Here is a 24540-nt window from a genome sequence, read left to right on the forward strand (position 1 = left end):
GCAACGTTCTGCGCGCCGCCGCGGCCACCATGCCGATGCTTGCCACCGCCATGTTCGTCAGGCCCGCGTTGGCCGATGCCACGGTCACGCGCGCATCGCGGCGCCTGCTGGGCACGCAGGTCGATATCGTGGTGCAGGACAGTTCTTACCAGGCTGCAAGGTCCGGCATCGCCGCCGCCTTTGCGGAAATGGCGCGCCTGGAGCAATTGATGTCGCGCTACCGGCCGGACAGCCAGGTCAGCGCGCTGCAGCGCGCAGCGGGCCGGCAGCCGGTGCCGGTCGCACCGGAACTGATGGCAGTGCTCCAAGCGGCGGCAGCACTGTCGGCGCGCACCGGTGGCGCGTTTGACATCACCGTCGGCGCCTTTGCCGGCTGGCACTTCGGTGAAGGCAATGCACGCGTGCCGGCTTCCGCCGAGCTGGCACGCGAACGGACGCTGGTGGACTACCGGCAGGTCATGCTCGACGAACGCCGGGGCGAAGCGATGCTGCTGCGCCCCGGCATGCGCCTGGACCTGGGCGGCATCGCCAAGCTGCCGATCCTGCAGGCCGGCATGCAGGCACTGCGCAGGCATGGATTGCATCATGCCATGATCAATGGCGGCGGCGATGTGCTGGCGAGCGGCCAGCTGCAAGGGCGCGACTGGCGCGTGGGCGTGCGCGATCCGCGCGCACCGGCACGGCTGCTGGGCGTACTGGAGGTATCCGACGCCGTGGTAGCGTCATCGGGCGACTATGAGCGCTGCTTCGTCGCCAACGGCAGGCGCTACCACCACGTGCTCGACCCCGCCACCGGCATGCCGGCGTCGGGTCCGCATGGCGTGACGCTGGTGGCTTCACCGGCTGTGGCGGTCAATGGACTCGGTGCCGCGTTGATGGTGGCTGGCAAGTCCGCCGCGGCCGGCCTGCTGCTCGATGCGGCCGGCGTCGATGCGTTGGTCGTCGGCGACGGTGAGCCGTGGCTTACGGCAGGGATGCGCCGCCGGCTGGCAGGTGTGGCAGCGTAGGCCGCGCGGGCGCGCCGCCCAAAGAAAAAACCGCCTGTCCAAGGCGGCCTTTTCCTCTGCAACGGCGCGACGGTCGCCGCTATGGCTTACTTCTTAAGCACCAGGTCGCCCGGCAGCGACTCGATATACGCAGCGATATCCTTCAACTCCTTGCGCGTGAACGGACGCGGCTTGCCATCCTTGCCGGTCACGGCCGGATTGGCGTTGACCTGGCCGGCCATGATCGCATTGGAGCGGCCCACCAGCGCGTTGCCCGACACCTGGTACGACGCCATCGCGTGGTACAGGTAGTCGGCATGCTGGCCGGCCAGCTTGGGATAGTCGGGCGAGATCGGCTTGTTCAGGCCCTCGCCGTGGCAGGCCACGCAGGCACCCTTTTGCACCAGCGCCTTGCCGTTGGCGAGGTCGGCGGCCGAAGCCGGCAGTGCGGCGGCACCCAGCACGAGTGCGCCGAGCGCGATCGAAAGCGTCTTGAGCGTCTTCATGATGGGTCTCTTACTTCAGGGCGTTGTTCTGGGTATTCGGCTTCTGCTGCGAGTAGTAGGCCGCCACGTCGGCGATTTCCTGCTCGGTCAGCGTGGCCGCGATGCTGCGCATGGTCGGGTGCTTGCGCTCGCCCTTCTGGTACGCCTTCAGCGCGTTTTCGATGTACTTGGCGCTCTGGCCGCCCAGCATCGGCACTTCATAGATCTCGGGGAATGACGCACGGTAGCCCGGAATGCCGTGGCATCCGATGCACATTGCAACCTTGTCCTTGGCAGCGTCTCCATTGCCCTTGACTTCCTGTGCCTGCGCGCCCATTGCAGCCGCGCCCAGCACCACCATCGTGAGGAGCTTTTTCATTGTCTTTGCGGATTGGAAATTAAACCGTGCGTGACCTGCCCTGCCGGGCGGAGACGGTTTCAGAATGCTTCTGGGGGAAAGCCTGGCTTGTCGGTGGGGTTGCAAGAGTTGCAACCCGCCAGACCCGCCCAGACATTCGGCATCCGGGATCATTGCCGTGATGTGGAACACATTCTGGAACCACCTCGCGCAATCGCCGCGACCCGGGCGGGCCGCTGGGACTTCTGAGCGCGGACTGCCGGATACTGGAGAACTGGACGTGGGGGCGCGTCAAACCGGCGCATTGTACAGCAGGCGGCACCTGGCAGTCCAGCAACCGCCCCTCGTTGCAGGCCGCCTGTCAGGCCCGCCCAACACGAACCACAAAGGTCTTTTATACTGGCCCACTCCGGGAAAGCGCACGACCGTTCGCAGACGCTCGATGGCAGGCCCGGACGAACCATACCGCCCATAATGAAAGCGCGCGTGACAGCGCGAAGAGACTGCGCCAAACACGCCAACCCGGCCCGAACCGACCAAGACAGGGCCGTCACCTCCAGGTTGCCTCATGTCAAACACCGCCAACGCTTCCGCCCAAGCTTCTTCCGCCCAGCAGGCCCGTTTCGAGGGCAGTGACCAGTATGTCGCCACCGACGACCTCAAGCTGGCCGTCAACGCCGCGCGCACGCTGCAGCGCCCGCTGCTGATCAAGGGCGAGCCCGGCACCGGCAAGACCATGCTGGCCGAGGAAGTGGCCGCCGCGCTCGGCATGCCGCTGCTGCAGTGGCATATCAAGTCGACCACCAAGGCGCAGCAGGGCCTGTACGAATACGACGCGGTCTCGCGCCTGCGCGACTCGCAGCTCGGCGACGACCGCGCGCACGACATCCGCAACTACATCGTCAAGGGCGTGCTGTGGCAGGCCTTCGAGGCCGACCAGCAAGTGGTGCTGCTGATCGACGAGATCGACAAGGCCGACATCGAATTCCCCAACGACCTGCTGCGCGAACTCGATCGCATGGAGTTCTACGTCTACGAGACGCGCGAACTGGTCAAGGCGAAGCACCGTCCGCTGGTGATCATCACCTCGAACAACGAGAAGGAACTGCCCGACGCCTTCCTGCGCCGCTGCTTCTTCCACTACATCAGGTTCCCGGACGCCGACACCATGCAGCAGATCGTCGACGTGCACTACCCCGGCATCAAGCGCGAGCTGGTCGCCGCCGCGCTGGAATCGTTCTACGAGATGCGCAACCTGCCGGGCCTGAAGAAGAAACCGTCCACCTCCGAGCTGATCGACTGGCTCAAGCTGCTGATGTCCGAGGACATCCCGCCCGATGCGCTGAAGAGCCCCGACAAGAAGGCCGCGATCCCGCCGCTGCACGGCGCGCTGCTGAAGAACGAGCAGGACGTGCACCTGTTCGAGCGCCTGGTGTTCATGAACCGCGCCAACCGCTGAGCGAGCATTCTGTCATGACCGCTTTTGCCAAACCCGTGACCCTGGCCGGCAAGCACGCCACGCTGGAGCCGCTGCGACCCGAGCATGCCGACGGCCTGCGCGCCGCCTGCGCCGACGGCGAGCTGTACAAGCTCTGGTACACCAGCGTGCCCGCGCCCGAGCGCATGGAAGCCGAGATCGTGCGGCGCCTGGGCCTGCAGGAGCAGGGCTCGATGCTGCCGTTCGCGGTGCGCGACGCCGCGGGCGAACTGGCGGGCATGACCACTTACATGAATATCGACGCGGCCAACCGGCGCGTGGAGATCGGCTCGACCTGGTACGCGCGCCGGGTCCAGCGCACGCCGCTGAACACCGAGTGCAAGCTGATGCTGCTCGGCCATGCCTTCGACCAGCTCGACTGCATCGCCGTTGAATTCCGCACGCACTGGATGAACCAGCAGAGCCGCGCCGCGATTGCGCGCCTCGGCGCCAAGCAGGACGGCGTGCTGCGCAACCACCAGCGCATGCAGGACGGCTCGTTGCGCGATACCGTGGTGTTTTCGATCATCGCCAGCGAATGGCCGACGGTGCGTCAACACCTGCAATTCCAGCTTGACCGTCCGCGCTGAAGCGGCCGCCTATCACCTGAGCAAGGCATCATGCTGATCGACTTCTTCTTCTCGCTGCGCCACGCCAAGCTGCCGGTCTCGGTCAAGGAATACCTGACCATGCTGGAAGCGCTCAAGGCGCAGGTCATCACGCCCTCGATCGACGAGTTCTACTACCTGTCGCGCATGACGCTGGTCAAGGACGAGAAGCACTTCGACAAGTTCGACCAGGCCTTTGCCGCCTACTTCAAGGGTGTGGAAAGCCTGGTTGACTGGAAGTCCGACATCCCGCTCGACTGGCTGCAGAAGACGCTGGAGCGCGAGCTGTCGGCCGAGGAAAAGGCCAAGATCGAGGCCATGGGCGGCCTCGACAAGCTGATGGAACGCCTCAAGCAACTGCTCGAGGAGCAGAAGGAAAAGCACGAGGGCGGCAACAAGTGGATCGGCACCGGCGGCACCTCGCCGTTCGGGCACGGCGGCTACAACCCCGAAGGCATCCGCATCGGCGGCCCGAGCAAGGGCAACCGCACCGCGATCAAGGTGTGGGAAGCGCGCACCTACAAGGACTATGACGACCAGGTCGAACTGGGCACGCGCAACATCAAGGTGGCGCTGCGCCGCCTGCGCCGTTTTGCGCGCGACGGGGCCGACACCGAGCTGGACCTGGACGACACTATCCACTCGACCGCGGCCAATGCCGGCCTGCTCGACATCAAGCTGCGGCCCGAGCGCCACAACAAGGTCAAGGTGCTGATGCTGATGGACGTGGGCGGCTCGATGGACGACCACATCAAGCGCGTGGAAGAACTGTTCTCGGCCACCAAGACCGAGTTCAAGCACCTGGAGTACTACTACTTCCACAACTGCCTGTACGACTACGTGTGGAAGAACAACCGCCGCCGCCACGCCGAGAAACTGGCCACGTGGGACCTGCTGCACAAGTACACGTCCGACTACAAGATCATCTTCGTCGGCGACGCGACCATGAGCCCGTACGAGATCCTGCAGCCCGGCGGCTCGGTCGAATACAACAACGCCGAGGCCGGCGCGGTGTGGCTGAACCGCATGACCGAGCAGTTCCCACACTTCGTCTGGCTCAACCCCGAGCCCGAAGGCCTGTGGCAGTACCGCCAGTCGATCACGGTGATCAACCAGCTGATGAAGGGGCGCATGTACCCGGTCACGCTGGCGGGGCTGGAATCGGCGATGAAGGTGCTGTCGAAGTGAGTGAGTGAATGCCGCGTTAGGGACGATCGGCCTGTTCCCTTGCGCGGCATCACCCGCCGCTTTCGTACTGCAGCAGCGCAGACCACTCGCGGCAGGCCTTCTTGTCGGCCGGGTTCTCCCCGGCGCAGTTGGTGCCGGCCGGGCTCGGGCCGGCATTGACACCATGGCCTGGCGCCCGAACAGCCGGCCGCCCTGGTTGGAGTTGCCGGCGTCGAGCGCTGAGCCGCGCAGCGGCGCCCGCCTTGGCTGCGGCGAGTCAGTCCACCGTGATCCCTGCCTGCCGGATGAACCTGCCATAGCGCGCCCGGTCGGCGATCTGCCGCTCACCGTACGCGCGGATGCTCATCGGCTCCGCCGTGCCGCCCAGCTTCCTGACGCTTTCCTGTAGCGGCGCAGCGGACAGTGCCTGGTTGATCTCGCGGTTCATGCGTTCCAGGATGGCCGGCGGCGTGCCTGCAGGCGCATAGACCCCGAAGGTCGAATCGCCGTCCACATCCCGCAGGCCGGCTTCGGCCAGCGTGGGCACATCGGGGAACTGCGGTGCGCGCCGGGCGCTGGCCACCGCGAGCAGGCGCAGCTTGCCGCTGGCAACGTATTGCAGCCCCGGCCCCGGGTCGAACATGAACTGGACCTGCCCCGCGAGCAGGTCGCCCAAAGCCGGCGCCGCGCCCTTGTACGGCACGTGCACGGCATCGAGCCCACCCGACCGCTTGAACATTTCCGCCGCGATATGCGGCGTGCTGCCGTTCCCGGCCGAGCCGTAGCTGAGCTTGCCCGGATGCTCGCGCACGTAGCTGACGAACTCGCCCAGCGTCTTGACCGGCAGCGAGGGATGCACCAGCAGGTAGACCCGCACCAGCGCCACGGATGCCACGGGCGTCAGGTCCCTGAGCGGGTCGTAGGGCATCTTCTTGTAGAGGAAGGGATCGATCGCCACCGCACCGCCGGAGGTCAGCAGGAAGGTGTATCCATCCGGCTGTGCCTTGGCCACGGCATCGCCGCCGACGATGCCGTTCGCGCCGGGCCGGTTATCCACCACCACGGGGCGTTTGAGCGCTTCGGACAGGGTCGGTGAAATGCCGCGGGCCAGCGTGTCGGCCGCGCCGCCGGCCGGGAAGTTCACCACCAGCCGGATCGGCTTCACGGGCCACGGCGTGGCATTGCCTTGTGCAGCCGCGCTGCCGGCCAGGCCCAGCGCGCACATTGCCACGGCAATGGGGCGCGCAATGCGGGAAGGGAATCGCATATGCTTTGTCTCCTGAATGTTCTCGTTATGTGCGGGCGGCCAGTGGCCGCCACCGGCCACCACCGGCCACCACCGGCCGTCCTGCTCAGAACGGATACTGCCTCGGCGTGGTCTGCATCGTGATCCAGCGCAGTTCGGTAAAGGCCTCGATGCCGGCCTTGCCGCCAAAGCGGCCATAGCCGCTGGACTTGACACCGCCGAACGGCATCTGGGCTTCGTCATGCACGGTGGGCCCGTTGACATGGCAGATGCCCGACTCGATGCGCCGCGCGACTTGCATGGCGCGCGCGATGTCGCGCCCGAACACGGCAGCGGAAAGCCCGTACTCCGAATCATTGGCGCAGGCGATGGCCGCTTCCACGCCACTGACGCGCACGACCGCCTTGACCGGCCCAAACGATTCCTCGTGGTAGATGTCCATCTCCGGCGTGACATGATCGAGCACGGTCGCGGCCATCAGCGTATCCGTGGCCTTGCCGCCGCAGGCGAGCTTCGCGCCCTTTGCCAGCGCATCGTCGATCATGGCGTTGCAGCGCTCGACCGTGCTCATGTCCACCACCGAGCCCAGCACCGCCGGCCCCGAGCGCGGATCGGCAAGCGGCAGCGCGGCGGCACGCGCGGCAAACCATGTCACGAATTCATCGGCCACGGCGGCATCGACCACGATGCGCTCGGTGGACATGCAGATCTGCCCGGAGTTGGCGAAGGCGCCGAAGATGGCGGCGTCGACCGCGGCATCGAGGTCGGCATCATCGAGCACCACCAGCGGCGCCTTGCCGCCCAGTTCGAGCACCGCCGGCTTCAGGTGGCGCGCGCAGGCCTGCGCAATCAGCCGGCCCACGCGCGTCGAACCCGTGAAGTTGACGCGCCGTACCGCCGGATGGGCCACCATGGCCTCCACCACCTCGGCGGCGTCGGCCGGCGCATTGGTGATGAAGTTGACCACGCCCGGCGGAAAGCCAGCTTGCGCGAGCGCATCGATGATCAGGCCATGCGTTGCCGGGCAGATCTCCGAGCCCTTGAGCACCACGGTGTTGCCGCAGGCAAGCGCGGTCGCCACCGCACGCACGCCGAGGATGACCGGCGCGTTCCAGGGCGCGATGCCAAGCACCACGCCCGCGCCCTGCCGCACCGCCATGGCAACGCTGCCCGGCACGTCAGACGGAATCACGTCGCCATGAATGTGCGTGGTCAGGGCGGCCGCCTCCTGCAGCATGCCGACGCCCAGATGCACGTTGAAGCCGGCCCACTGGGCCGAGGCGCCGGTCTCCGCCGCCATCGCCGCCGCGATCGCCGCCCCCTTGCTTTCCAGCGACTGCGCGGCGCGCATCAGCAGCGCCCGGCGATCGCCCGGGCCCGTATCGCGCCACGCCGGGAAGGCATCGGCCGCTGCCGCCACGGCGGCCAGCGCATCCGCCTTGCCGGCGGCCGGGGCGCGCGTGGCGACGCTCTGGTCCAGCGGGTTGCGGCGCTCGAAGGTTGCGCCGCTGGCGGCCGGCGTACGCTCGCCGCCGATCAGCATGGTGATGGTCTGCATGGTCTGTCTCCTCTGTTGTTCTGGCATGCCGGCGCGGCATGGAAAGGGAAAGCGGCTAGGCCACCTCGATCTCGACCACGGTCGGCACGCTGGATTGCAGCGCCGTGGCCAGCGCATCGGGCAGCGCTGACGCGGTGCGGATCCGCACCGCCTCGCAGCCATGGCCGCGCGCGAGCGCCACGAAATCGAGGTCGGGCAGAGCCGTGCCCACCAGCGGATCGCCGTGGCCGAAGCCGAAGGTGGGCGCGAATTCCTGCAGCGCCGCGTAGCGGCGGTTGTTCAGCACGATGAACGTGATCGGCAGTTTCAGCTGCGCGGCGCTCCACAACGCCTGGATCGCGTACATGCTGGACCCGTCGCCGACCAGGCCGATCACCTTGCGCCCTGGCTTGCCCAATGCCACGCCAACAGCCGCCGGCAGCCCGAAGCCCAGGCCGCCGCTGCACATCGTGTAGAAGGTCTCGCTGCGCACGATCGGCAGGTAGCGATGCATCACCGGGCGCGCGCTCGGCGCTTCCTCGACGATGATCGACTCCGGATCGCGCAGCTCGGCCAGGGTCTGCAGCACGTAGGCCACGCTCATCGGCGCGCCCGGCTGCGCGCGCGGCGCGGGCTGCCTTGGCGGCGGGGCTTCGCGGCGCGGCGGGGCGGGACGGGCCAGCAGGCCGGCCACACCCTGGCGGATGCTGCCGACCGCGCTCGTGCCCGCCGGTGCCCAGGCTGCGGCACTGGCGTCCTCGGTCAGCTGGACCAGCTGCGCGCCCGGCGGCACGTGCGGGCCGAAGCCCTCCACGTGATAGGTGAACGCGGGTGCGCCCACGGCAAAGATCAGGTCATGCCCGGCCAGCAGCGCGACGATCTTCTCGCGCATGGCCGGCAGGAATCCGGCAAACAGCGGATGGTCTTCGGGAAAGCCGCAGCGCCCTGACATCGGCGCGACCCACACCGAAGCCTGGTGCCGCTCGGCCAGCCGCACGACGTCATCCCAGGCGCCGTCACGATCGACGGCCGCGCCGACCACCAAAGCGGGACGGCGGCTGGCGTCGAGCGCGTCGCCGATCTGCGCGAGCAGCGCGGGCTGGGCCCCGATCTCGGTGCTGACCGTGCGCGGCAGTACCGGCTCGCAGGGACGGGCCCAGTCATCGGCCGGAATGGAGATCAGCACCGGCCCGCGCGGCGGCTGCATGGCGATGTAGTAGCCGCGCGCAATCGCCAGCGGCACGTCTTCGGCGCGTGCCGGCTCGCAGCTCCACTTCACGTATGGCTTGGGCAGCTCCGTTGCCTGCGCCGAATAGAGGAACGGTTCGTACGGCAGGATCGAGCGCGCCTGCTGGCCGGCAGTGATCACCAGCGGCGTGCGGTTCTTGAAGGCAGTGAAGATGCTGCCCATGGCATGCCCGACGCCGGCGGCCGAGTGCAGGTTGACGAAGGCGGCGTTGCGCGTGGCCTGGGCGTAGCCGTCGGCCATGCCGACCACGACCGACTCCTGCAGGCCCAGCACGTAACGGAAATCAGCAGGGAAATCCAGGAATAGCGGCAGTTCGGTCGAGCCGGGATTGCCGAACACCGAAGTCATGCCAAAGGCCCGGAGCAGGTCCAGGACGGCGCCGCGGACAGTGACAGGCAGCTGGGGTGGGCTGGAAGGGGCGATAGGCGCCATGGCGGTCGGTTCCTAGGGCTGGGATGGGTTGACTTGCGCCACAGTATGGACACGCTGCCCTTGCCTGAAAATTGCCAATTCCGGGCAAAGTCATTACCATTCTGCATGACCCTCGATCTGCGCCAAATCCAGGCCTTCCTTGCTGTCTGCGAGCACCGCAGCCTGGGGCGCGCCGCGGCCCACCTGAACCTGACCCAGCCGGCGCTAAGCCGTACCATCCAGCGGCTGGAAGCCCAACTGGGTGCCCCGCTGTTCGAACGCTATTCCACCGGCATGGTGCTGACCGCCTACGGCGAGGCGCTGCTGCCCCACGCCACCCTGCTGCGCCACGAAGCCGACCACGCCATCGAGGCCGTCCGCGCGCTGCGCGGGCTGGCCAGCGGCACCATCCGTGTCGGCGCCGTCGCCAGCGTGGTCAGCGGCGTGCTGCCGCAGGCCATCGAGGCCGTGCTGGCGCGCTGGCCCAATCTGCGGCTGCGCATCATCGAAGGAGTGGGCGATTTCCTCGCCGATGCGCTGGCCAAGCGCGAGATCGACCTGGCCATCGGCATTGCCCTGCCGGAAAACGACGAGATCTGCGCCGTCAGCGATGTTGGCTGGAGCGATACCAGCTACGTGGTGGCCGCAACCGGCCATCCGCTGATGGGCAAGCGCGGCCTGAAGCTGGCCGATACGCGGGGCTGCCACTGGGTGATGCCGCCGCGCGGCACCGCGCCGTTCGAGGAACTGCTGCGTCTGTTCGCGCGGCATGAACTGGCGCCGCCCGAGATCGTTGCCGAAACGCGCTCGATCATCGCGCTCAAGAGCCTGGTCGCGCGCGCCGGCTTCCTCAGCTGGATTGCCGAGCCGATGTACCAGGCCGAGCAGAAGGCCGGGCTGATCCACCCGCTGCCGATACCCGGCGCCAGCGCGCCGCGCCGGCTGACCGTCTACCGGCGCCGGCACGGCATCCTGCCAGCGCCGGCAGTCAGGCTGCTGGAGCAACTGCGTAACCTGACTGCAACGCAAGCCTAGCGCGCCGGACCCGCTTGCCCGGACGAGGCGGCCCGTGATCCGGCGGCCGGCACATCTGCACCCTCCATCACCCACTTGCGGAAAATCTGCAGCGCCGGCAGGTGCTGTTTCTGCTCCGGATAGCACAGGTAATAGCCTTTCTTTGCCAGCACCTGCGCCGGATGCGCGACCACCAGCGCCCCGCTGGCGAGTTCCTGTTCGATCAGGCAGCGCGGGATCAGCGCAATGCCCAGCCCCGACAGCGCGGCCTGCGTCAGCAACGAGAACTGGTCGAAACGCGCGCCGCTCCACGCCTGCCGCGTGGTTACGCCGAGCGTGGCGAACCAGTCGGGCCAGGCCTCGGGCACGGTGGTGTGGTGCAGCAGCGGATAGTGCAGCAAGGCGGCCGGCGTGCGCGCGACGCCGTGCGGTTCCTGTGCCAGCAGGCCCGGCCGGCATACCGGTAGCACTTCGCGTCCGGTCATGTAGTCCGCCAGGCTGCCTGGCCAGACGCCATCGCCGAAGCGGATCGCCGCATCCAGATCCGGCTCGGAAAAATCGTAGCCCTGCGCATGCGGCACGAATTCCAGCGTTACCTCCGGATGCCGCGCAAAGAACTGCGGCAGGCGCGGGATCAGCCACTTCGCGCCCAATGTCGGCATGCTTGCGATATGCAACACGCCGCCGCGGCCCTGGCGCGCCATCAGTTCGACGGTGGCGGCCTCCAGTTCGTTGAGGCTTGGCCCGATGCGCTCCAGGTAGCGCTCTCCCGCCGTGGTCAGCACCAGGCGCTGACGCACGCGCTCGAACAGCTCCACGCCAAGGTAAGCCTCCAGGCTGCGCACCTGCTTGCTGACCGCCCCCTGCGTCACATGCAGTTCGCGTGCGGCGACGGTGAAACTGTTGTGCCGGGCCGCGGCCTCGAAGGCCTGCAACTCGGTCAGCGACGGACACATGCGTCGCATAATTCACCTCTACTTCACGACCAAATGGAATGAGCTAGGGATTTTATTTCGTTTGCGAGGGTCCTGCCTGGACGAGCAGAATCGTGAAAACGCCTTTGTCTCTTTCTCGATACCTTTCCCCACACATCATGCAACGTCGCCACCTCCTCCGCGTCCTGGCCGCCACCTCGGCCGCCCTCGCCACCGGCCTGTCGTTCAGCGCCGCCGCCCAGTCCGGCTACCCGACCAAGCCGATCACGCTGGTCGTGCCCTTCCCCGCCGGCGGCACCACCGATATCGTCGCGCGCATCGTTGCCGACAAGCTCGGCCAGCAACTGGGCCAGGCCGTGGTGGTCGACAACCGCGGCGGCGCCGGCGGCAGCATCGGCACCACCTTCCTGTCGAAGGCGGCGCCCGACGGCTACACGCTGGGCATTGCCACGGCCTCGACCCACGGCATCAACCCTGCGGTCTACCCGCGCCTGTCCTACGATGCAACCAAGGACTTCACCACCATCACCAACCTGGCCTCGGTGCCGAACGTGATGAGCATCAACCCGGCGGTCAAGGCCACCGACATGAAGTCCTTCATCGCGCTGGCGCAATCGCAGCCGAACAAGCTGGCCTATGGCTCGGCCGGCAACGGCAGCGTCTCGCACATGATGGGGGAACTGTTCAAGATGAGCAGCAAGACCGAACTGCTGCACGTGCCGTACAAGGGCGTGGGCCCGGCGCTGAACGACGCGCTGGCCGGCCAGGTGCAGGTGCTGTTCGACAACCTGCCGTCGTCGCTGCCGTTCATCGAAGGCGGCAAGCTGCGCGCGCTGGCCGTGGCCGCGCCCAAGCGCGTGGCGGCGCTGCCGAACGTGCCGACCTTCGCCGAGCTGGGCCTGGGCGAGGTCAACGACGCCGCGTGGTTCGGCCTGATCGCGCCGGCCAACCTGCCGGCCGACATCCAGAACAAGCTGCATGCCGCCGCCGTCAAGGTGCTGGCAACGCCGGAAGTCAAGGCCAAGCTGGAAAAGCTGGGCGCGACCCCGGTGGGCGACACCCCGGCTCACTTCGCCGCGCAGATCAGGAGCGAAGTGGCCAAGAACAAGCGCGTGGCCGCGGCCGCCAAGATCTCGCTCGACTGACCACTGGCGCAGCACCATGACCGATACCGACCGAACCACCGCGGATAGTCCGTACTTCCTGTACCAGCCGGAGGGCGAGCCCGCCCCGCTGTTCCTGGATTCGCCGCACAGCGCGACCACCTACCCGACGGACTTCCGCCCCGATCCCGCCCTGCCGCTGCAGCTGCTGCGGCAGGCCGAGGACACCTTCGTCGATGAGCTCTACGCCGGCGCGCCGGCGCGCGGCATCCCGCTCTTGTGCGCGGGCTTCCCGCGCAGCTACCTCGACGCCAACCGCGCGCTGGAGGAAATCGACGAAGCCCTGCTCGACGCCCCCTGGCCCGGCGCGAAGCAGGAAACCTCCAAGACCCGGCTTGGCAAGGGCCTCGTCTGGCGCGTGCTCGACAGCGGCGAGGCGATCTACGACCGCAAGCTCGGCGTCGAAGAAGTGCAGTCGCGCATCAACCGCTGCTACCTGCCCTACTACGCGCAGCTGCAGAAACTGGCCGATCACGCCGTCACCAGCCACGGCAGCGCCTGGCACATCAACTGCCATTCGATGCCGAGCCACGCCGCGCCATACGCGACCGAGTTCCCCGGCCTGGAGCATCCCGACTTTGTCGTCGGCGACCGTGACGGCACCACCTGCGACAAGCGCTTCACCGACCGCATCGAAGGCGTGCTCAAGGACATGGGCTACGAGGTCTGGCGCAACCACCCCTACAAGGGCGTGGAAATCGTGCGCGTGGTCGGCCAGCCGCAGGCCGGTCGCCACAGCCTGCAGCTCGAGGTCAACCGCAAGCTGTACATGGACGAGGTGGGCCTGACCCACACCGCCGGCTTCGCCAAGCTGCGCCATGACCTGAACGCACTGCTCGACGATTTGCTGCGCTTTACGCGCGCGATGCCCTCGCGCGTGGCCTGAGGCGTTTGCCAACGCACCACGGCCGGGCCGCGCGGGATCACCGCGGACCGGCCGTGCGGGTTCCCCGCAGTTGTGCGGCGTGGGAAATATCTGCTAGAAAGCAGGCCCGTTCCTGCGCGTCGTCATTGCGTTAGAAGAATAGGTAACAAGATTTAGGAACTTTGCCGGATAGGTTTCCTCTATCATGGCATTCCTTTGCGAAGCTACCCGGCCTGCCGGCCCCTGCGCCGGCAAGCCAATCCCAGAACGCGAACACCGCAAACACTGTGATCCGACGAATTTCCGAACTGCTCGGCAGCCGGCTCCGCATGTTGGCTGCCGCGGTGGCCGGTGCGATCGGGCTGGCGGGCTGCGCCAACATGCCGGCCGACGAGGCCGCCGCGCAGGCCCCTGCTGCCGCCGCCCCGACGGCCGCTCCTGCCCGGCCCGCCCCCGCTCCTGCCGCTTCCTCCACCCCGCCCACCAAGACCATCACCCTGCCCGATCGCGGCCGTGTCAGCCTGTCCGAGTACCGCGCACGCATGCGCGAGCAGCTGATGAAGACCGAGAACGCCAGCAGCGACGTGGCCGACTGCGCCGCGCACGCCAGCTGGGTAGTGCCGCGCTCGGCCAGCTACGATGCCCTGAAGATCCCCACCGGCGCGCTCGCCGCCGGGCAGGCCACGACCGAGCCCTGGAGCGGACGCTTCTCGCCCGGCAAGCAGGCCGTGCCGGTCAGTACCGTGGTGACGTTCAACGCCACCGCACACAAGCGCCGCGGCGACGACTGGCAGCCCGTGCGCGTGCGCTGCGGCTACGACGACGGCATGATGCTGGCGTACGAACTGCAGGACCCCGGCGGCGCCACCATCAGCGAACCCGCTGCCGCGCCTGCGGTGCCCACGTCGAGCCAGGCCACGTCGTCCGGCAAGAGCCGCAAGGGCAAGGGCAAGAGCACGGCGTCGTCGAAGTCGGGCAAGTCTTCGGCGGCCAAGTCGACCAAGTCGGCTTCGTCGAAAGCGGCGTCAGGGTCGGCGAAGACGAGCAGCACGGCCAAGAAGAAGCAGTAAGCTCGCTGGTTGTCTCCCCTCTCCCGCCCCTCTCCCATCAGGGAGAGGGGAGCAAACCCTCAGCGTGCGAGAGAGACACCACCTCAGCCCAGGTAATCCAGGATCGCCTGCAGCATCGCCGTACCCAGCAGCGCGCTGCGCGCGCCGTTCCAGCCCACCGCCGGATCGGGCAAGTCGGCGTTGTCCTTGAACGGCATTTCCAGCGTCAGCGCCAGGCAGCCGAAGGTATGGCCGATGTACTTGGACGCGAGCTTGAGCGCGTCGGCGTTGTACTTGCTGGCGGCATAGCCGTGCACGTCCTGGAAGTCCGGCGAAGCACGCTTGAAGGCTTCGATGAAGCGCTGCTGCTCGCGCCGGCGCGCTTCGGTAAAGCCGGGCAGCATCTCGCTGCCGGCGACGAAGTTGTACGGCAGGCCCTCGTCGCCGTGGATATCGAAGAACATGTCGCACCCCGTGGCCTCGATGGCGCGGCGCACGTGGTAGACCTCCGGGCTGGTATCCGCGCTGGGCGACATCCATTCGCGGTTCAGGTTGGCGCCGGCGGCGTTGGTGCGCAGGTTGCCGCGCGCCGAGCCATCCGGGTTCATGTTCGGCACGATATGGAACACGGCGCGCTCGAGCAGCCTGCGCGCGACCGGATCGCCGGCCCAGATGCCGGTGCCGGTCAGCCGCTGCAGCACGCCTTCGACAAACCATTCGGCCATGCTCTCGCCCGGATGCTGGCGCGCGATCATCCAGATGGTCTTCTTGCCGGGGCCGGGCTGGCCCAGCGTGGCGCGGGTCATGTCGCGCCCGTCGACGGTGCTGCCCAGGTGCGACAGCTGCGCCAGCGGCGAGCGCTGGCAGCTCGCCAGCAGCGACAGGTGGCGCTCGTCGGGATAGGGCTCGAAATACGCGAACCAGACGCTGTCGTGCTCCGGCGTGAACTCCACCGTCATCACCTTGCCGTCGAAGCTGGTCGGCACGCGGAACCAGTGCGCGCGGTCATACGAGGCCACCGCGCGGTAGTCGCGCCAGCCATCCGGATAAGTGCAATCGCCCGCGTTGAGGAAGTGCATCCGGCACGCCTGCCCCGCCGCGCCCTGCAGGCGGAAATGGAACCACTGCCGGAAGTCGGCGTGCGAATCGGCGCGGATGCGCAGGCGGATATCGTCGGCACGGTCGAGCGCCTCGACCTCGATGGCACCCGAATCGAAATGCGAGGAAATATGCAGGGCGGAAGGCATGGCTGGCGGTCTCGTTTCGTTAGGGTTCGGTCTTCCGGGGTTCAGTCTTCCAGGCGGCGGCGGAACACCCAGCGGCCGGCGTCGGAAGCGGAGGCGTCGAAGGCATAGCCGTCCCCGGCGAAGCGCTTGAGCTTTTCCGGCTCGGTGATGCGGTGCGTGACCGCGTAGCGCGCCATCGTGCCGCGCGCGCGCTTGGCGTGGAACGAGATGATCTTGTAGCGCCCGCCCTTCCAGTCCTCGAACACCGGCGTGACGATGCGTGCCTGCAGCACCTTGGGCCGCACCACCTTGAAATACTCTTCCGAGGCCAGGTTGACCAGCACTGGCGAGCCTTCCTGCTTCAGCGCAGCCATGTCGCCGTTGATCGTCTGCGTGACCTCGTCGCCCCAGAATGCATACAGGTCCTTGCCGGCTGCGTTGTCGAGGCGCGTCCCCATTTCCAGCCGGTAGGGCTGCATCCAGTCCAGCGGACGCAGCACGCCGTACAGGCCGGACAGGATGCGCAGGTGCTTCTGCGCGAAGCCGAGGTCCTCGGCGCTCAGCGTCTTCGCGTCGAGACCGTCGTAGACGTCGCCGTTGAAGGCCAGCACCGCCTGCTTGCTGTTGGCGGCGGTGAACTCGGGCGACCACTCGGCATAGCGCGTGACGTTGAGCACGGCAAGCTTGTCGGAGATGTCCATCAGCGTGCCCACGTCCTGCGGCGCGAGCTTGCGCAGGCGCTCGATCAGCGTGGCGGAACGGTCGATGAAACGCGGCAGCGTATGGGTCTTGATGCGCGGGGGTGTCTCGTAGTCCAGGGACTTGGCGGGAGACAAAACGATGAGCATGGCAAAATCGCGGCTATAGCCAAGGACAAACCAGCCAAGATTGTAGCGAATGCGCCTCGACAGTACCGGAACCGACCATCCCGCCAGCCCCGCCGGCATCACATCCGCGCCAGCGGGCGCACCCTGCGTGGTGCTCGACTCCAATATCTGGGTCGACCTGCTGGTGTTTCGCGACCCGCATGTCGAGCCGATCCGGCACGCGCTCGAAGCCGGCGCCATCGCCCCGGTGATCCGCGCCGATTGCCGTGAAGAACTGCGCCGGGTGCTGGCTTATCCGCAATTTGCCCGCTTCGAGGTGGATATCGACGCCGCGCTGGCCACCGTCGACCGCCTGGCCCGCCTCGAACCGCTGCCGCCGCAGGACGAGGCCGACGCCATCAGGCTGCCCCGCTGCAAGGACACCGACGACCAGAAGTTTGTCGAACTGGCCCACTTTGCCGGCGCGGCGTGCCTGGTGTCGAAGGACAAGGCGGTGCTCAAGCTGCGCAGCCGGCTGCGCCGCTCCAGCGGCGTCGAGGTGCTGACGCCGCCGGGCTTCGGCGCCTGGCTGGCCGCGCGGGTCGACACCGCCGCCAGCACCGCCGACATCACAGCCAACACCACGGCCGATCCGCTTTAGAATTGCCGGATCGCGCGCGCGGCCGGTCCGGCACGCGCGCCCTCCCCTTACCGCATCGATACGCCCGCAACATGTCCGCAGACACCACGCTCGCCCCGCTGACCCCGCCACCCTCGCGCCTGCCCGGCGTCGGCACCACCATCTTTACCGTGATGTCGGCCCTGGCCATCGAGAAGAACGCCGTCAACCTGGGCCAGGGTTTCCCGGACTTTGATTGCGACCCGAAGATCGTCGATGCCGTCGCAGGGGCCATGCGCGCCGGTCATAACCAGTACCCGCCGATGGCGGGCGTGCCGCGCCTGCGCCAGGCCATCGCCGACAAGATCGCCGCGCTGTACGGCCACCAGTACAGCTGGGAGTCGGAAATCACCGTCACCGCCGGCGCCACGCAGGGCATCCTGACCGCGATCCTGTGCGCCGTGCACCCGGGCGACGAAGTGATCGTGCTCGAGCCCTGCTACGACAGCTACCTGCCCGCGATCGAACTGGCCGGCGCCACCGCCGTGCCGGTCACGCTGGAGGCGCCCGAGTTCCGCGTGCCCTTCGACAAGCTCGCCGCCGCGATCACGCCGCGCACGCGCATGATCCTCATCAACACGCCGCACAACCCCACCGGCACGATCTGGCGCGCGGGCGACATGGACAAGCTGGCGCAGATCCTGGCCGGCACCGACATCCTGCTGCTCTCCGACGAGGTTTACGAGCACATGGTCTACGACGGCCAGCGGCATGAATCGGTCTCGCGCCATCCCGAGCTGGCGCGGCGCAGCTTCGTGATCTCGAGCTTTGGCAAGACTTATCACGTGACGGGCTGGAAGGTCGGCTACGTGGCCGCGCCGGCCGCGCTGATGGCCGAGTTCCGCAAGGTGCACCAGTTCAACGTCTTCACCGTCAATACGCCGGTGCAGCATGGCCTGGCCGACTATATGGCCGATCCCGCGCCGTACCTGGAGCTGTCGGCCTTCTACCAGGCCAAGCGCGATTTCTTCCGGGCGGGACTGGCCGGTTCGCGCTTCAAGCTGCTGCCCTCGGATGGCACCTACTTCCAGTGCGTCGACTACTCGGCCATTTCCGACCTGAGCGAGGCGGACTTCGCCATGTGGCTGACGCGCGAGATCGGCGTGGCGGCGATTCCGGTGTCGGCGTTCTATACGCAGCCGCGCGAGTCGGGCGTGGTGCGATTCTGTTTTGCCAAGAAGGAAGAGACGCTGGCGCTGGCGCTGGAACGGCTCGCCAGGCTCTGAGCAGGCCCGCGGACCCTGCCCCCAAAACATAAACGCCCACGATGTCATCGCGGGCGTTTTGCTTTGTCGCGAGGATGCGCCGACGCTTACTTGCTCCGGCTCATCATCAGTTCCGTATTCGCCTTCCGGTCCGCATTGACCTTCTGCACCGACTCGCGCTGCGACAGCGTCTTCAGGTAATCCTTGACCGGCAGGTCAGCCAGCATGTCCGTGCCATAGATGATCTTGGTGCACGACGACACCAGCGGCAGGTGCACCGCCGCCGCGCAATCGGCCAGCGTGAAGCTCTCGCCCGCGATATACGGCGAGAATTTCGCCAGCCTGGCAAACGCCGGGATATAGCGCGTCAGCAGCTTGTGCTGGCGCTCCTTGACGTTGTCGCTGACCTTGCCGCCGAAGAACGCTTCCGGATACAGCTCGCGCGCCGTCAGCTCCAGGTACAGCTCCAGGAAGGTGACGATCTCGCGCACCTTGCCGGCCTGCAGCGGGTCCTTCGGCAGCAGCGGCGTCTGCGGGAAAGCCGCCTCCAGGTATTCGACGATGACTTCCGACTCGCACAGCGAGCCGGATTCGGTGATCATGTAGGGCACCTTGCCTGCGGGCGAAGCAGCCGGGTCGATCTCGCCGATCCAGGCGAGCACCTCTTCGAACGGCACGTTCTTTTCCAGCAGCGCCAGCTTCACTTTGTTGTAGTAGTTGCTGGCGGCAAAACCGCAGAGCTTCAGCATGCGTCTCTCTCCATTGTTGGAATGATCGCCCGCGCGAGCACGGGTCTGAGGGGGATTGTGGACCATCCGTAGCCTGCCGTGTCCGGCCTGGCCGATCAGCGCACGCCGCCTGCCCTTCCGGTCTGTTCGGAAAGATGCAAAAAACGTACGATCGTGCTAATTTAACCACAACTTTTGGGACGAATGATGAGCACTTTCACCATCGACACGCTGGGTGTCGTCGGCACCGGCGCCATGGGACGCGGCATTGCGCAGATCGCCGCCCAGGCTGGCCTGACCGTGAACCTGTACGACGCCAACCCGCAAGCTGTGGCCGCCGCCCGCCAGTACCTGCAGGACACGCTGGCCAAGCTCGCCGACAAGGGCAAGATCAGCGCCGCCGACGCCCAGGCCACGCTGGCCCGCGTCAAGCCCTGCGGCGCGCTGGAAGACCTGGCCGGCTGCGACATGGTGCTGGAAGCCATTGTCGAGAAGCTCGAAGTCAAGCGCGACCTGATCGCCAGGCTGGAAGCGATCCTGCGCGAGGACGCCATCATCGCCTCTAACACCTCGTCGCTGTCGATCACCGCGATTGCCGTCGGCGCGAAGCACCCGGGCCGCATCGCCGGCTACCACTTCTTCAACCCGGTGCCGCTGATGAAGGTGGTCGAAGTCATCGACGGCCTGTCGGGCGACCCCGCGGTGGGCGACGCGCTGATGGCGCTGTCGCGCCGCATGGGCCATACGCCGGTGCGCTGCAAGGACATGCCGGGCTTCATCGTCAACCATGCCGGCCGCGGCATGAACATCGAAGGCCTGAAGGTCGCGCAGGAAGGCGTGGCCGAGTTTGCCGACATCGACAACATCATGCGCGAGCAGGCCGGCTTCCGCATGGGCCCCTTCGAGCTGATGGACCTGACCGGGCTGGACGTGTCGCACCCGGTGATGGAGTCGATCTACAACCAGTTCTACCAGGAGCCGCGCTACCGTCCGTCGCCGATCACCGCGATCCGCGCGGTCGGCGGGCTGATCGGCCGCAAGGCCGGCGCCGGCTTCTACCGCTACGCCGATGGCCAGAAGCAGGTGCCGGCGGCCGCCGCTGTGCCGGGCGCGCGCCCGTCGAGCGTCTGGGTCAGCCATGACAGCGAGCGCGGCCACGCCATGGTGACCAAGCTGCTGGGCGCGCTGGGCGTGACCCCGGAAGGCGGCAACAAGCCGTCGGCCGACGCGCTGATCATCGTCACGCCGCTGGGCCTGGATGCCACCACCAGCGCGCTGCAGCAGGGCCTGGACCCGGCCCGCACCGTCGCCATCGACACGCTGCTGCCGTTCGAGGCCACCAAGCGCCGCACGCTGATGACCACGCCCGCCACCAGCGCCGCCGCGCGTGACGCCGCGCATGGCCTTTTTGGCAGCGACGGCGTGCCGGTCACGCTGATCCGCGATTCTGCCGGCTTTGTTGCCCAGCGCGTGCTCTGCTGCATCATCAATATCGCCAGCGATATCGCGCAGCAGCGCATCGCCACGCCGGCGGACATCGACCTTGCCGTGAACCTCGGCCTCGGCTACCCGAAGGGCCCGCTGGCCCTGGGCGACGCGGTCGGCCCGCAACTGGTGCTCGAGACGCTGCGCAACATGGAAGCGCTGACCGGCGACATGCGTTACCGCCCGAGCCCGTGGCTGTGGCGCCGTGCCGGCCTCGGCCTGTCGCTGCTGGCCGAAGAGCAGTAAGCCCGTTCCTTATCGTTTTAAGAGCCCGGTTTTCCAGAGTCCGCCCCCATGCCCGCACAACTGCTATCCGAACGCGTCGACTCGACGCTGGTCCTGACCATCTCGAACCCGGAGGCGCGCAACGCGCTGCACCCGGACATTTATGCGGGCTCCAAGGCGGCGCTGGACGCGGCCGCCGCCGACGATACGATCCGCGCGGTGATCTTCACCGGCGCCGACGGCATGTTCTGCGCCGGCGGCAACCTGAACCGGCTGCTGGGCAACCGCAGCCAGCCGCCCGAGGTGCAGGCCGCCAGCATCGAGGTGCTGAACGGCTTTATCCGCTCGCTGCACGCCTTTCCCAAGCCGATCATCGCGGCGGTGGAAGGCGCGGCCGCGGGCGCGGGCCTGTCGCTGGTGCTGGCGTGCGACTTCGTGGTCGCGGCCAGCGACGCCAAGTTCGTGATGGCCTACGTCTCGGTCGGCCTCACGCCCGACGGCGGCGGCTCGTACGAACTGGCGCGCGCCCTGCCGCGCCAGCTCGCCAGCGAGATGATGATGGAAGGCAAGCCCGTCAGCGGCGAGCGGCTGGCCCAGTTCGGTCTCGTCAACCGCGTCACGCCGCCGGGCGAGGCGCTGGCCGAGTCGCTGCGCCTTGCCGCAGGGCTGGCCAGGCAATCGCCACATGCGGTCGGCCGCATCAAGGGCCTGATCAACTATGCGGCCACGGCTTCGCTCGACGAACACTTGCTGGCCGAGCGCGACAACTTTGTAGCCGCGCTGCATCACCCGGATGGCGGCGAAGGCATCAGCGCCTTCCTTGAAAAGCGCAAGCCGCAGTACCGCTGACGGACCCGGACGGGCGGCTGCCCGTCTTCATGGCAATCCCGCGGCAGACGGGCAGGCCAGCTACAACACAAGGAGACAACGCATGGAATTGCCGCCGTCCTCGCGTCGCCGCATCTACCTGATGCGGCACGGTGCCGTCTCGTATTTCGATGAAGCCGGGCGCCCTGCCCTGCCGGAGATGGTGCCGCTCAACGAAACCGGCCGCATGCAGGCCACGGCCGCCGGACGCGCCTTTGCCGCGGAGCACATCCGCTTCGACCGCGTCATCGTCAGCGGCCTGCCGCGCACCGTGGAGACCGCCGAGCGCGTGCTGGCCGAACTGCCCGACATGGACGGCGTGGTGCCCGAAGTCTGGCCCGAATTCCAGGAGATCCGCGGCGGCGATCTGTCCGCGATCGCCGACGCCGACCTGCGCGACGCCTTCGTCGGCGCCTTCGAAGGCGAAGTGCCGGAAGACAAGCGCTTCCTCAACGGCGAGACCATCGGCGCCTTTCTCGACCGCGTGCTGCCCGGGCTGGATCGCCTGCGCGAAGACCCGGAATGGGATACCGTGCTGATGGTGCTGCACGGCGGCACCAACCGCGCCATCCTGTCGCAGGCCATCACCTGCGGGCGGCGCGTGCTGTTCGGCTCGCTGCTGCAGACGGCGGGCTGCATCAATGTGCTCGACATGGGCGACGGCCCGCTCGACTGGGTGGTCCGCATGACCAACTACTCGCCGCCCACGCCCGTCCACAGCGGCTCGCGCCACACCACCATGGAAGTGCTGCTGCACCAGTATTTGCGCGGACGCCAGCCGGCCGCCTGAGTCACCCCAGCCATCCAACCGAACCCGAACACAAAACCAACGGAGACAGCATGACGAGCAACGTATCGCACTTCGAGGGCACGCGCCCGGTGGCAGACCAGCAACGCTTCGACACCGGCGCGCTGGAAGCCTGGATGCGCCAGCACGTGGAGGGCTTTGCCGGCCCGCTGACCGTCGAGCAATTCAAGGGCGGACAGTCCAACCCGACCTTCAAGCTGGTCACGCCGGGCCAGACCTATGTGATGCGCGCCAAGCCCGGCCCCAAGAGCAAGCTGCTGCCGTCAGCGCATGCCATCGAGCGCGAATACCGCGTGATGGCCGCCCTCGCCGGCACCGACGTGCCGGTGGCGCGCATGTACGCGCTGTGCGAAGACGAATCGGTAATTGGCCGGGCCTTCTACATCATGGAATTCGTCGCCGGCCGGGTGCTGTGGGACCAGTCGTTGCCCGGCATGGACAATGCCGAGCGCAGTGCCATCTATGACGAGATGAATCGCGTCATCGCCGCGCTGCATACCGTCGACTACAACGCCATCGGGTTGGGGGACTACGGCAAGCCCGGCAACTACTTCCAGCGCCAGATCGAGCGCTGGACCAAGCAATACAAGCTGTCGGAGACCGAGTCGATCCCGGCCATGGATGCGCTGATGGACTGGCTGCCGCAGCATATTCCCCAGGAAGACGCGGACCTGACGTCGATCGTGCATGGCGACTACCGGCTCGACAACCTGATGTTCCACCCCACCGAGCCGCGCGTGCTGGCGGTGCTGGATTGGGAACTGTCCACGCTGGGGCATCCGATGGCGGATTTCAGCTACCACTGCATGAGCTGGCATATCGCACCGGGGCAGTTCCGCGGGATTGCGGGGCTGGACTATGCGGGGCTGGGGATTCCTGACGAGGCGACGTATCGCCGCATGTACGAGCAGCGCACCGGGCGTGCGATCACTGGTGACTGGAATTTCTATCTTGCCTTCAGCATGTTCCGTATTGCCGGGATTCTGCAGGGGATCATGAAGCGCGTGGTGGATGGAACGGCTTCGTCGGCGCAGGCTACAGATGCGGGTAAGCGGGCGCGGCCGATGGCGGAGATGGGGTGGGAGTATGCGAGGAAGGCTGGGGGGTAAGGAAATAGCTATGCTCGGGCATCTTGGTCGCTAGCCGTTGAACCGCTGTTGTCGCTGATGGTGACATGTTATCGGCCGTTGCTGCGTCGCTGTCGCTGTTGGTGACATGCTGTCGGCCGTTGATGCGTCGCTGTCGCTGATGGTGACATGTTATCGGCCGTTGCTGCGTCGCTGTCGCTGTTGGTGACATGCTGTCGGCCGTTGAACCGCCTGGTTCCGCCCTCCTGGGCGGGTCACTTTTTGGCCGAGCGCCAAAAAGTAACCAAAAAACGCGTCGCCTGAGCGGCTGGCTATCAAGTTGGCGGCGTGGGTGGTTCGGCCGGCGGTGATTTCCGTTTGGGCTTCGTCGCCGTTCGAGCCTGCTAACGCCAGGTGAGTTAGGGATAGTGCCTGGCGTTAATCGACTATTGAACGATCCCCATGCCGGGCGTAGGCAACCTGCTGCATGCCATATCGGTGGGACGCCTTCGGCTGCGCTGCGCGCGGACCCTAATGTGGCAGAGCGCCGATCTCGCCCTGGCCATTGCCGTCGCCGCCCAGCGAGCGCAGCGATGCGGGTTCGGGCCAGGACACCTCACCCGCGAGACTGAGCCGCGCGCAGCGCAGCCGTAGGCGATGATGCGATACCGCAGGGAGCAGGCGGCCTACACCCGTCCTGGGGATAGTTCAAAAGTGGGGATTCGTCAGGCACCCACACTCACTCACCTGGCGTAGCAGGCGGGCATCGCGACCACGCTTCACTGAGACCAACGCCGCCCATATAGCCAGAAGCGCCAAATTGGCTCAGCCAGCCGCAGGCGACGCGCTTTTTGGTTACTTTTTGGCGCTCGGCCAAAAAGTGACCCGCCCAGG

The 24540-nt window shown here is 67.2% G+C and carries 23 protein-coding genes; 14 read left to right on the forward strand and 9 right to left on the reverse strand.

The annotated features are described in order from the left end of the window. The first annotated feature begins 29 nt into the window (after positions 1-29). Entirely contained in the window at positions 30-1007 is a 978-nt protein-coding gene (locus IPF36_RS12740; RefSeq protein ID WP_133097691.1) for an FAD:protein FMN transferase, read from the forward strand. 86 nt (positions 1008-1093) lie between these two features. Here IPF36_RS12740 and IPF36_RS12745 read toward each other — a convergent pair whose 3' ends face one another. After that, complete coding sequence (locus tag IPF36_RS12745; protein ID WP_135704912.1) at positions 1094-1492, reverse strand: c-type cytochrome; 399 nt, start codon at positions 1490-1492, stop codon at positions 1094-1096. Positions 1493-1502: 10 nt separating this feature from the next. After that, a complete protein-coding gene (locus IPF36_RS12750; RefSeq protein WP_133097676.1) occupies positions 1503-1850 on the reverse strand; it encodes a cytochrome c in 348 nt (115 codons plus the stop codon). Positions 1851-2397: 547 nt separating this feature from the next. On the opposite strand from IPF36_RS12750, the gene IPF36_RS12755 reads away from it, so the two are divergent. Genes IPF36_RS12755 through IPF36_RS12765 form a run of 3 tightly spaced genes read left to right on the forward strand, consistent with a single transcriptional unit; the run spans position 2398 to position 5102 of the window. Beyond that, the gene (locus IPF36_RS12755; RefSeq protein ID WP_195428092.1) at positions 2398-3288 is read left to right on the forward strand and encodes a MoxR family ATPase; all 891 of its coding nucleotides are present in this window, start codon (positions 2398-2400) and stop codon (positions 3286-3288) included. A 14-nt stretch (positions 3289-3302) separates the two neighbouring features. Then, entirely contained in the window at positions 3303-3896 is a 594-nt protein-coding gene (locus tag IPF36_RS12760) for a GNAT family N-acetyltransferase (RefSeq protein WP_133097674.1), read from the forward strand. A 30-nt stretch (positions 3897-3926) separates the two neighbouring features. Further along, the gene (locus tag IPF36_RS12765; protein WP_135704911.1) at positions 3927-5102 is read left to right on the forward strand and encodes a VWA domain-containing protein; all 1176 of its coding nucleotides are present in this window, start codon (positions 3927-3929) and stop codon (positions 5100-5102) included. 256 nt (positions 5103-5358) lie between these two features. Here IPF36_RS12765 and IPF36_RS12770 read toward each other — a convergent pair whose 3' ends face one another. From IPF36_RS12770 to mdlC, 3 genes are all read right to left on the reverse strand, one after another. Then, entirely contained in the window at positions 5359-6348 is a 990-nt protein-coding gene (locus IPF36_RS12770) for a tripartite tricarboxylate transporter substrate binding protein (protein ID WP_133097672.1), read from the reverse strand. Between the two features lie 85 nt (positions 6349-6433). Then, a complete protein-coding gene (locus tag IPF36_RS12775; protein WP_195428094.1) occupies positions 6434-7885 on the reverse strand; it encodes an aldehyde dehydrogenase in 1452 nt (483 codons plus the stop codon). Positions 7886-7940: 55 nt separating this feature from the next. After that, positions 7941-9545 (reverse strand): benzoylformate decarboxylase, encoded by a 1605-nt coding sequence (gene mdlC / locus IPF36_RS12780; RefSeq protein ID WP_135704908.1) that lies wholly within the window; start codon positions 9543-9545, stop codon positions 7941-7943. A gap of 105 nt (positions 9546-9650) precedes the next feature. Here mdlC and IPF36_RS12785 point away from each other — a divergent pair, with 105 nt between their 5' ends. Further along, the gene (locus tag IPF36_RS12785) at positions 9651-10559 is read left to right on the forward strand and encodes a LysR family transcriptional regulator (RefSeq protein ID WP_240745942.1); all 909 of its coding nucleotides are present in this window, start codon (positions 9651-9653) and stop codon (positions 10557-10559) included. Here IPF36_RS12785 and IPF36_RS12790 read toward each other — a convergent pair. Continuing rightward, on the reverse strand, positions 10556-11503 hold the full coding sequence (locus IPF36_RS12790) for a LysR family transcriptional regulator (RefSeq protein WP_133097668.1): 948 nt from the start codon (positions 11501-11503) through the stop codon (positions 10556-10558). The genes IPF36_RS12785 and IPF36_RS12790 overlap by 4 nt on opposite strands. A gap of 128 nt (positions 11504-11631) precedes the next feature. Here IPF36_RS12790 and IPF36_RS12795 point away from each other — a divergent pair, with 128 nt between their 5' ends. The 3 genes from IPF36_RS12795 to IPF36_RS12805 all read left to right on the forward strand — a co-directional run bounded on the left by IPF36_RS12795 (position 11632) and on the right by IPF36_RS12805 (position 14571). Beyond that, a complete protein-coding gene (locus IPF36_RS12795) occupies positions 11632-12618 on the forward strand; it encodes a tripartite tricarboxylate transporter substrate binding protein (RefSeq protein ID WP_133097667.1) in 987 nt (328 codons plus the stop codon). Positions 12619-12634: 16 nt separating this feature from the next. Beyond that, on the forward strand, positions 12635-13522 hold the full coding sequence (locus tag IPF36_RS12800; RefSeq protein WP_133097666.1) for an N-formylglutamate amidohydrolase: 888 nt from the start codon (positions 12635-12637) through the stop codon (positions 13520-13522). 308 nt (positions 13523-13830) lie between these two features. Next, positions 13831-14571, forward strand: coding sequence for a BspC domain-containing protein (locus tag IPF36_RS12805; RefSeq protein ID WP_135706236.1), 741 nt, complete (start codon positions 13831-13833; stop codon positions 14569-14571). 83 nt (positions 14572-14654) lie between these two features. Here the strand turns inward: IPF36_RS12805 and IPF36_RS12810 are convergent, their stop codons facing one another. Both IPF36_RS12810 and yaaA read right to left on the reverse strand, forming a co-directional pair. Next, positions 14655-15797 carry a M14-type cytosolic carboxypeptidase gene (locus tag IPF36_RS12810; RefSeq protein WP_135704906.1) on the reverse strand — a complete coding sequence of 381 codons (1143 nt, stop codon included), beginning with the start codon at positions 15795-15797 and terminating at the stop codon, positions 14655-14657. Positions 15798-15838: 41 nt separating this feature from the next. Next, a complete protein-coding gene (yaaA, locus tag IPF36_RS12815) occupies positions 15839-16624 on the reverse strand; it encodes a peroxide stress protein YaaA (RefSeq protein ID WP_133097664.1) in 786 nt (261 codons plus the stop codon). Positions 16625-16673: 49 nt separating this feature from the next. On the opposite strand from yaaA, the gene IPF36_RS12820 reads away from it, so the two are divergent. Further along, positions 16674-17243, forward strand: a complete 570-nt coding sequence (locus tag IPF36_RS12820; protein WP_133097663.1) for a putative toxin-antitoxin system toxin component, PIN family — start codon at positions 16674-16676, stop codon at positions 17241-17243. Positions 17244-17314: 71 nt separating this feature from the next. Next, the gene (locus IPF36_RS12825) at positions 17315-18487 is read left to right on the forward strand and encodes a pyridoxal phosphate-dependent aminotransferase (RefSeq protein ID WP_195428095.1); all 1173 of its coding nucleotides are present in this window, start codon (positions 17315-17317) and stop codon (positions 18485-18487) included. An 86-nt stretch (positions 18488-18573) separates the two neighbouring features. Here IPF36_RS12825 and IPF36_RS12830 read toward each other — a convergent pair whose 3' ends face one another. After that, positions 18574-19215 carry a glutathione S-transferase gene (locus IPF36_RS12830; RefSeq protein ID WP_195428097.1) on the reverse strand — a complete coding sequence of 214 codons (642 nt, stop codon included), beginning with the start codon at positions 19213-19215 and terminating at the stop codon, positions 18574-18576. A 186-nt stretch (positions 19216-19401) separates the two neighbouring features. On the opposite strand from IPF36_RS12830, the gene IPF36_RS12835 reads away from it, so the two are divergent. The 4 genes from IPF36_RS12835 (at position 19402) to IPF36_RS12850 (ending at position 23688) form a co-directional block, all read left to right on the forward strand. Next, positions 19402-20925: a 3-hydroxyacyl-CoA dehydrogenase gene (locus tag IPF36_RS12835; protein ID WP_135706235.1), complete on the forward strand. Its 1524-nt coding sequence runs from the start codon at positions 19402-19404 to the stop codon at positions 20923-20925. A 48-nt stretch (positions 20926-20973) separates the two neighbouring features. Then, entirely contained in the window at positions 20974-21753 is a 780-nt protein-coding gene (locus IPF36_RS12840) for an oxepin-CoA hydrolase, alternative type (RefSeq protein WP_133097660.1), read from the forward strand. A gap of 82 nt (positions 21754-21835) precedes the next feature. Next, a complete protein-coding gene (locus tag IPF36_RS12845) occupies positions 21836-22561 on the forward strand; it encodes a histidine phosphatase family protein (protein ID WP_133097659.1) in 726 nt (241 codons plus the stop codon). Between the two features lie 50 nt (positions 22562-22611). Continuing rightward, complete coding sequence (locus IPF36_RS12850; protein ID WP_133097658.1) at positions 22612-23688, forward strand: phosphotransferase; 1077 nt, start codon at positions 22612-22614, stop codon at positions 23686-23688. Positions 23689-24540 lie beyond the last annotated feature (852 nt).

Origin of the sequence: Cupriavidus sp. IK-TO18 (genome assembly GCF_015549295.1) — a bacterium.
In the GTDB taxonomy this organism is placed as follows: Bacteria; Pseudomonadota; Gammaproteobacteria; order Burkholderiales; family Burkholderiaceae; genus Cupriavidus; species Cupriavidus oxalaticus_A.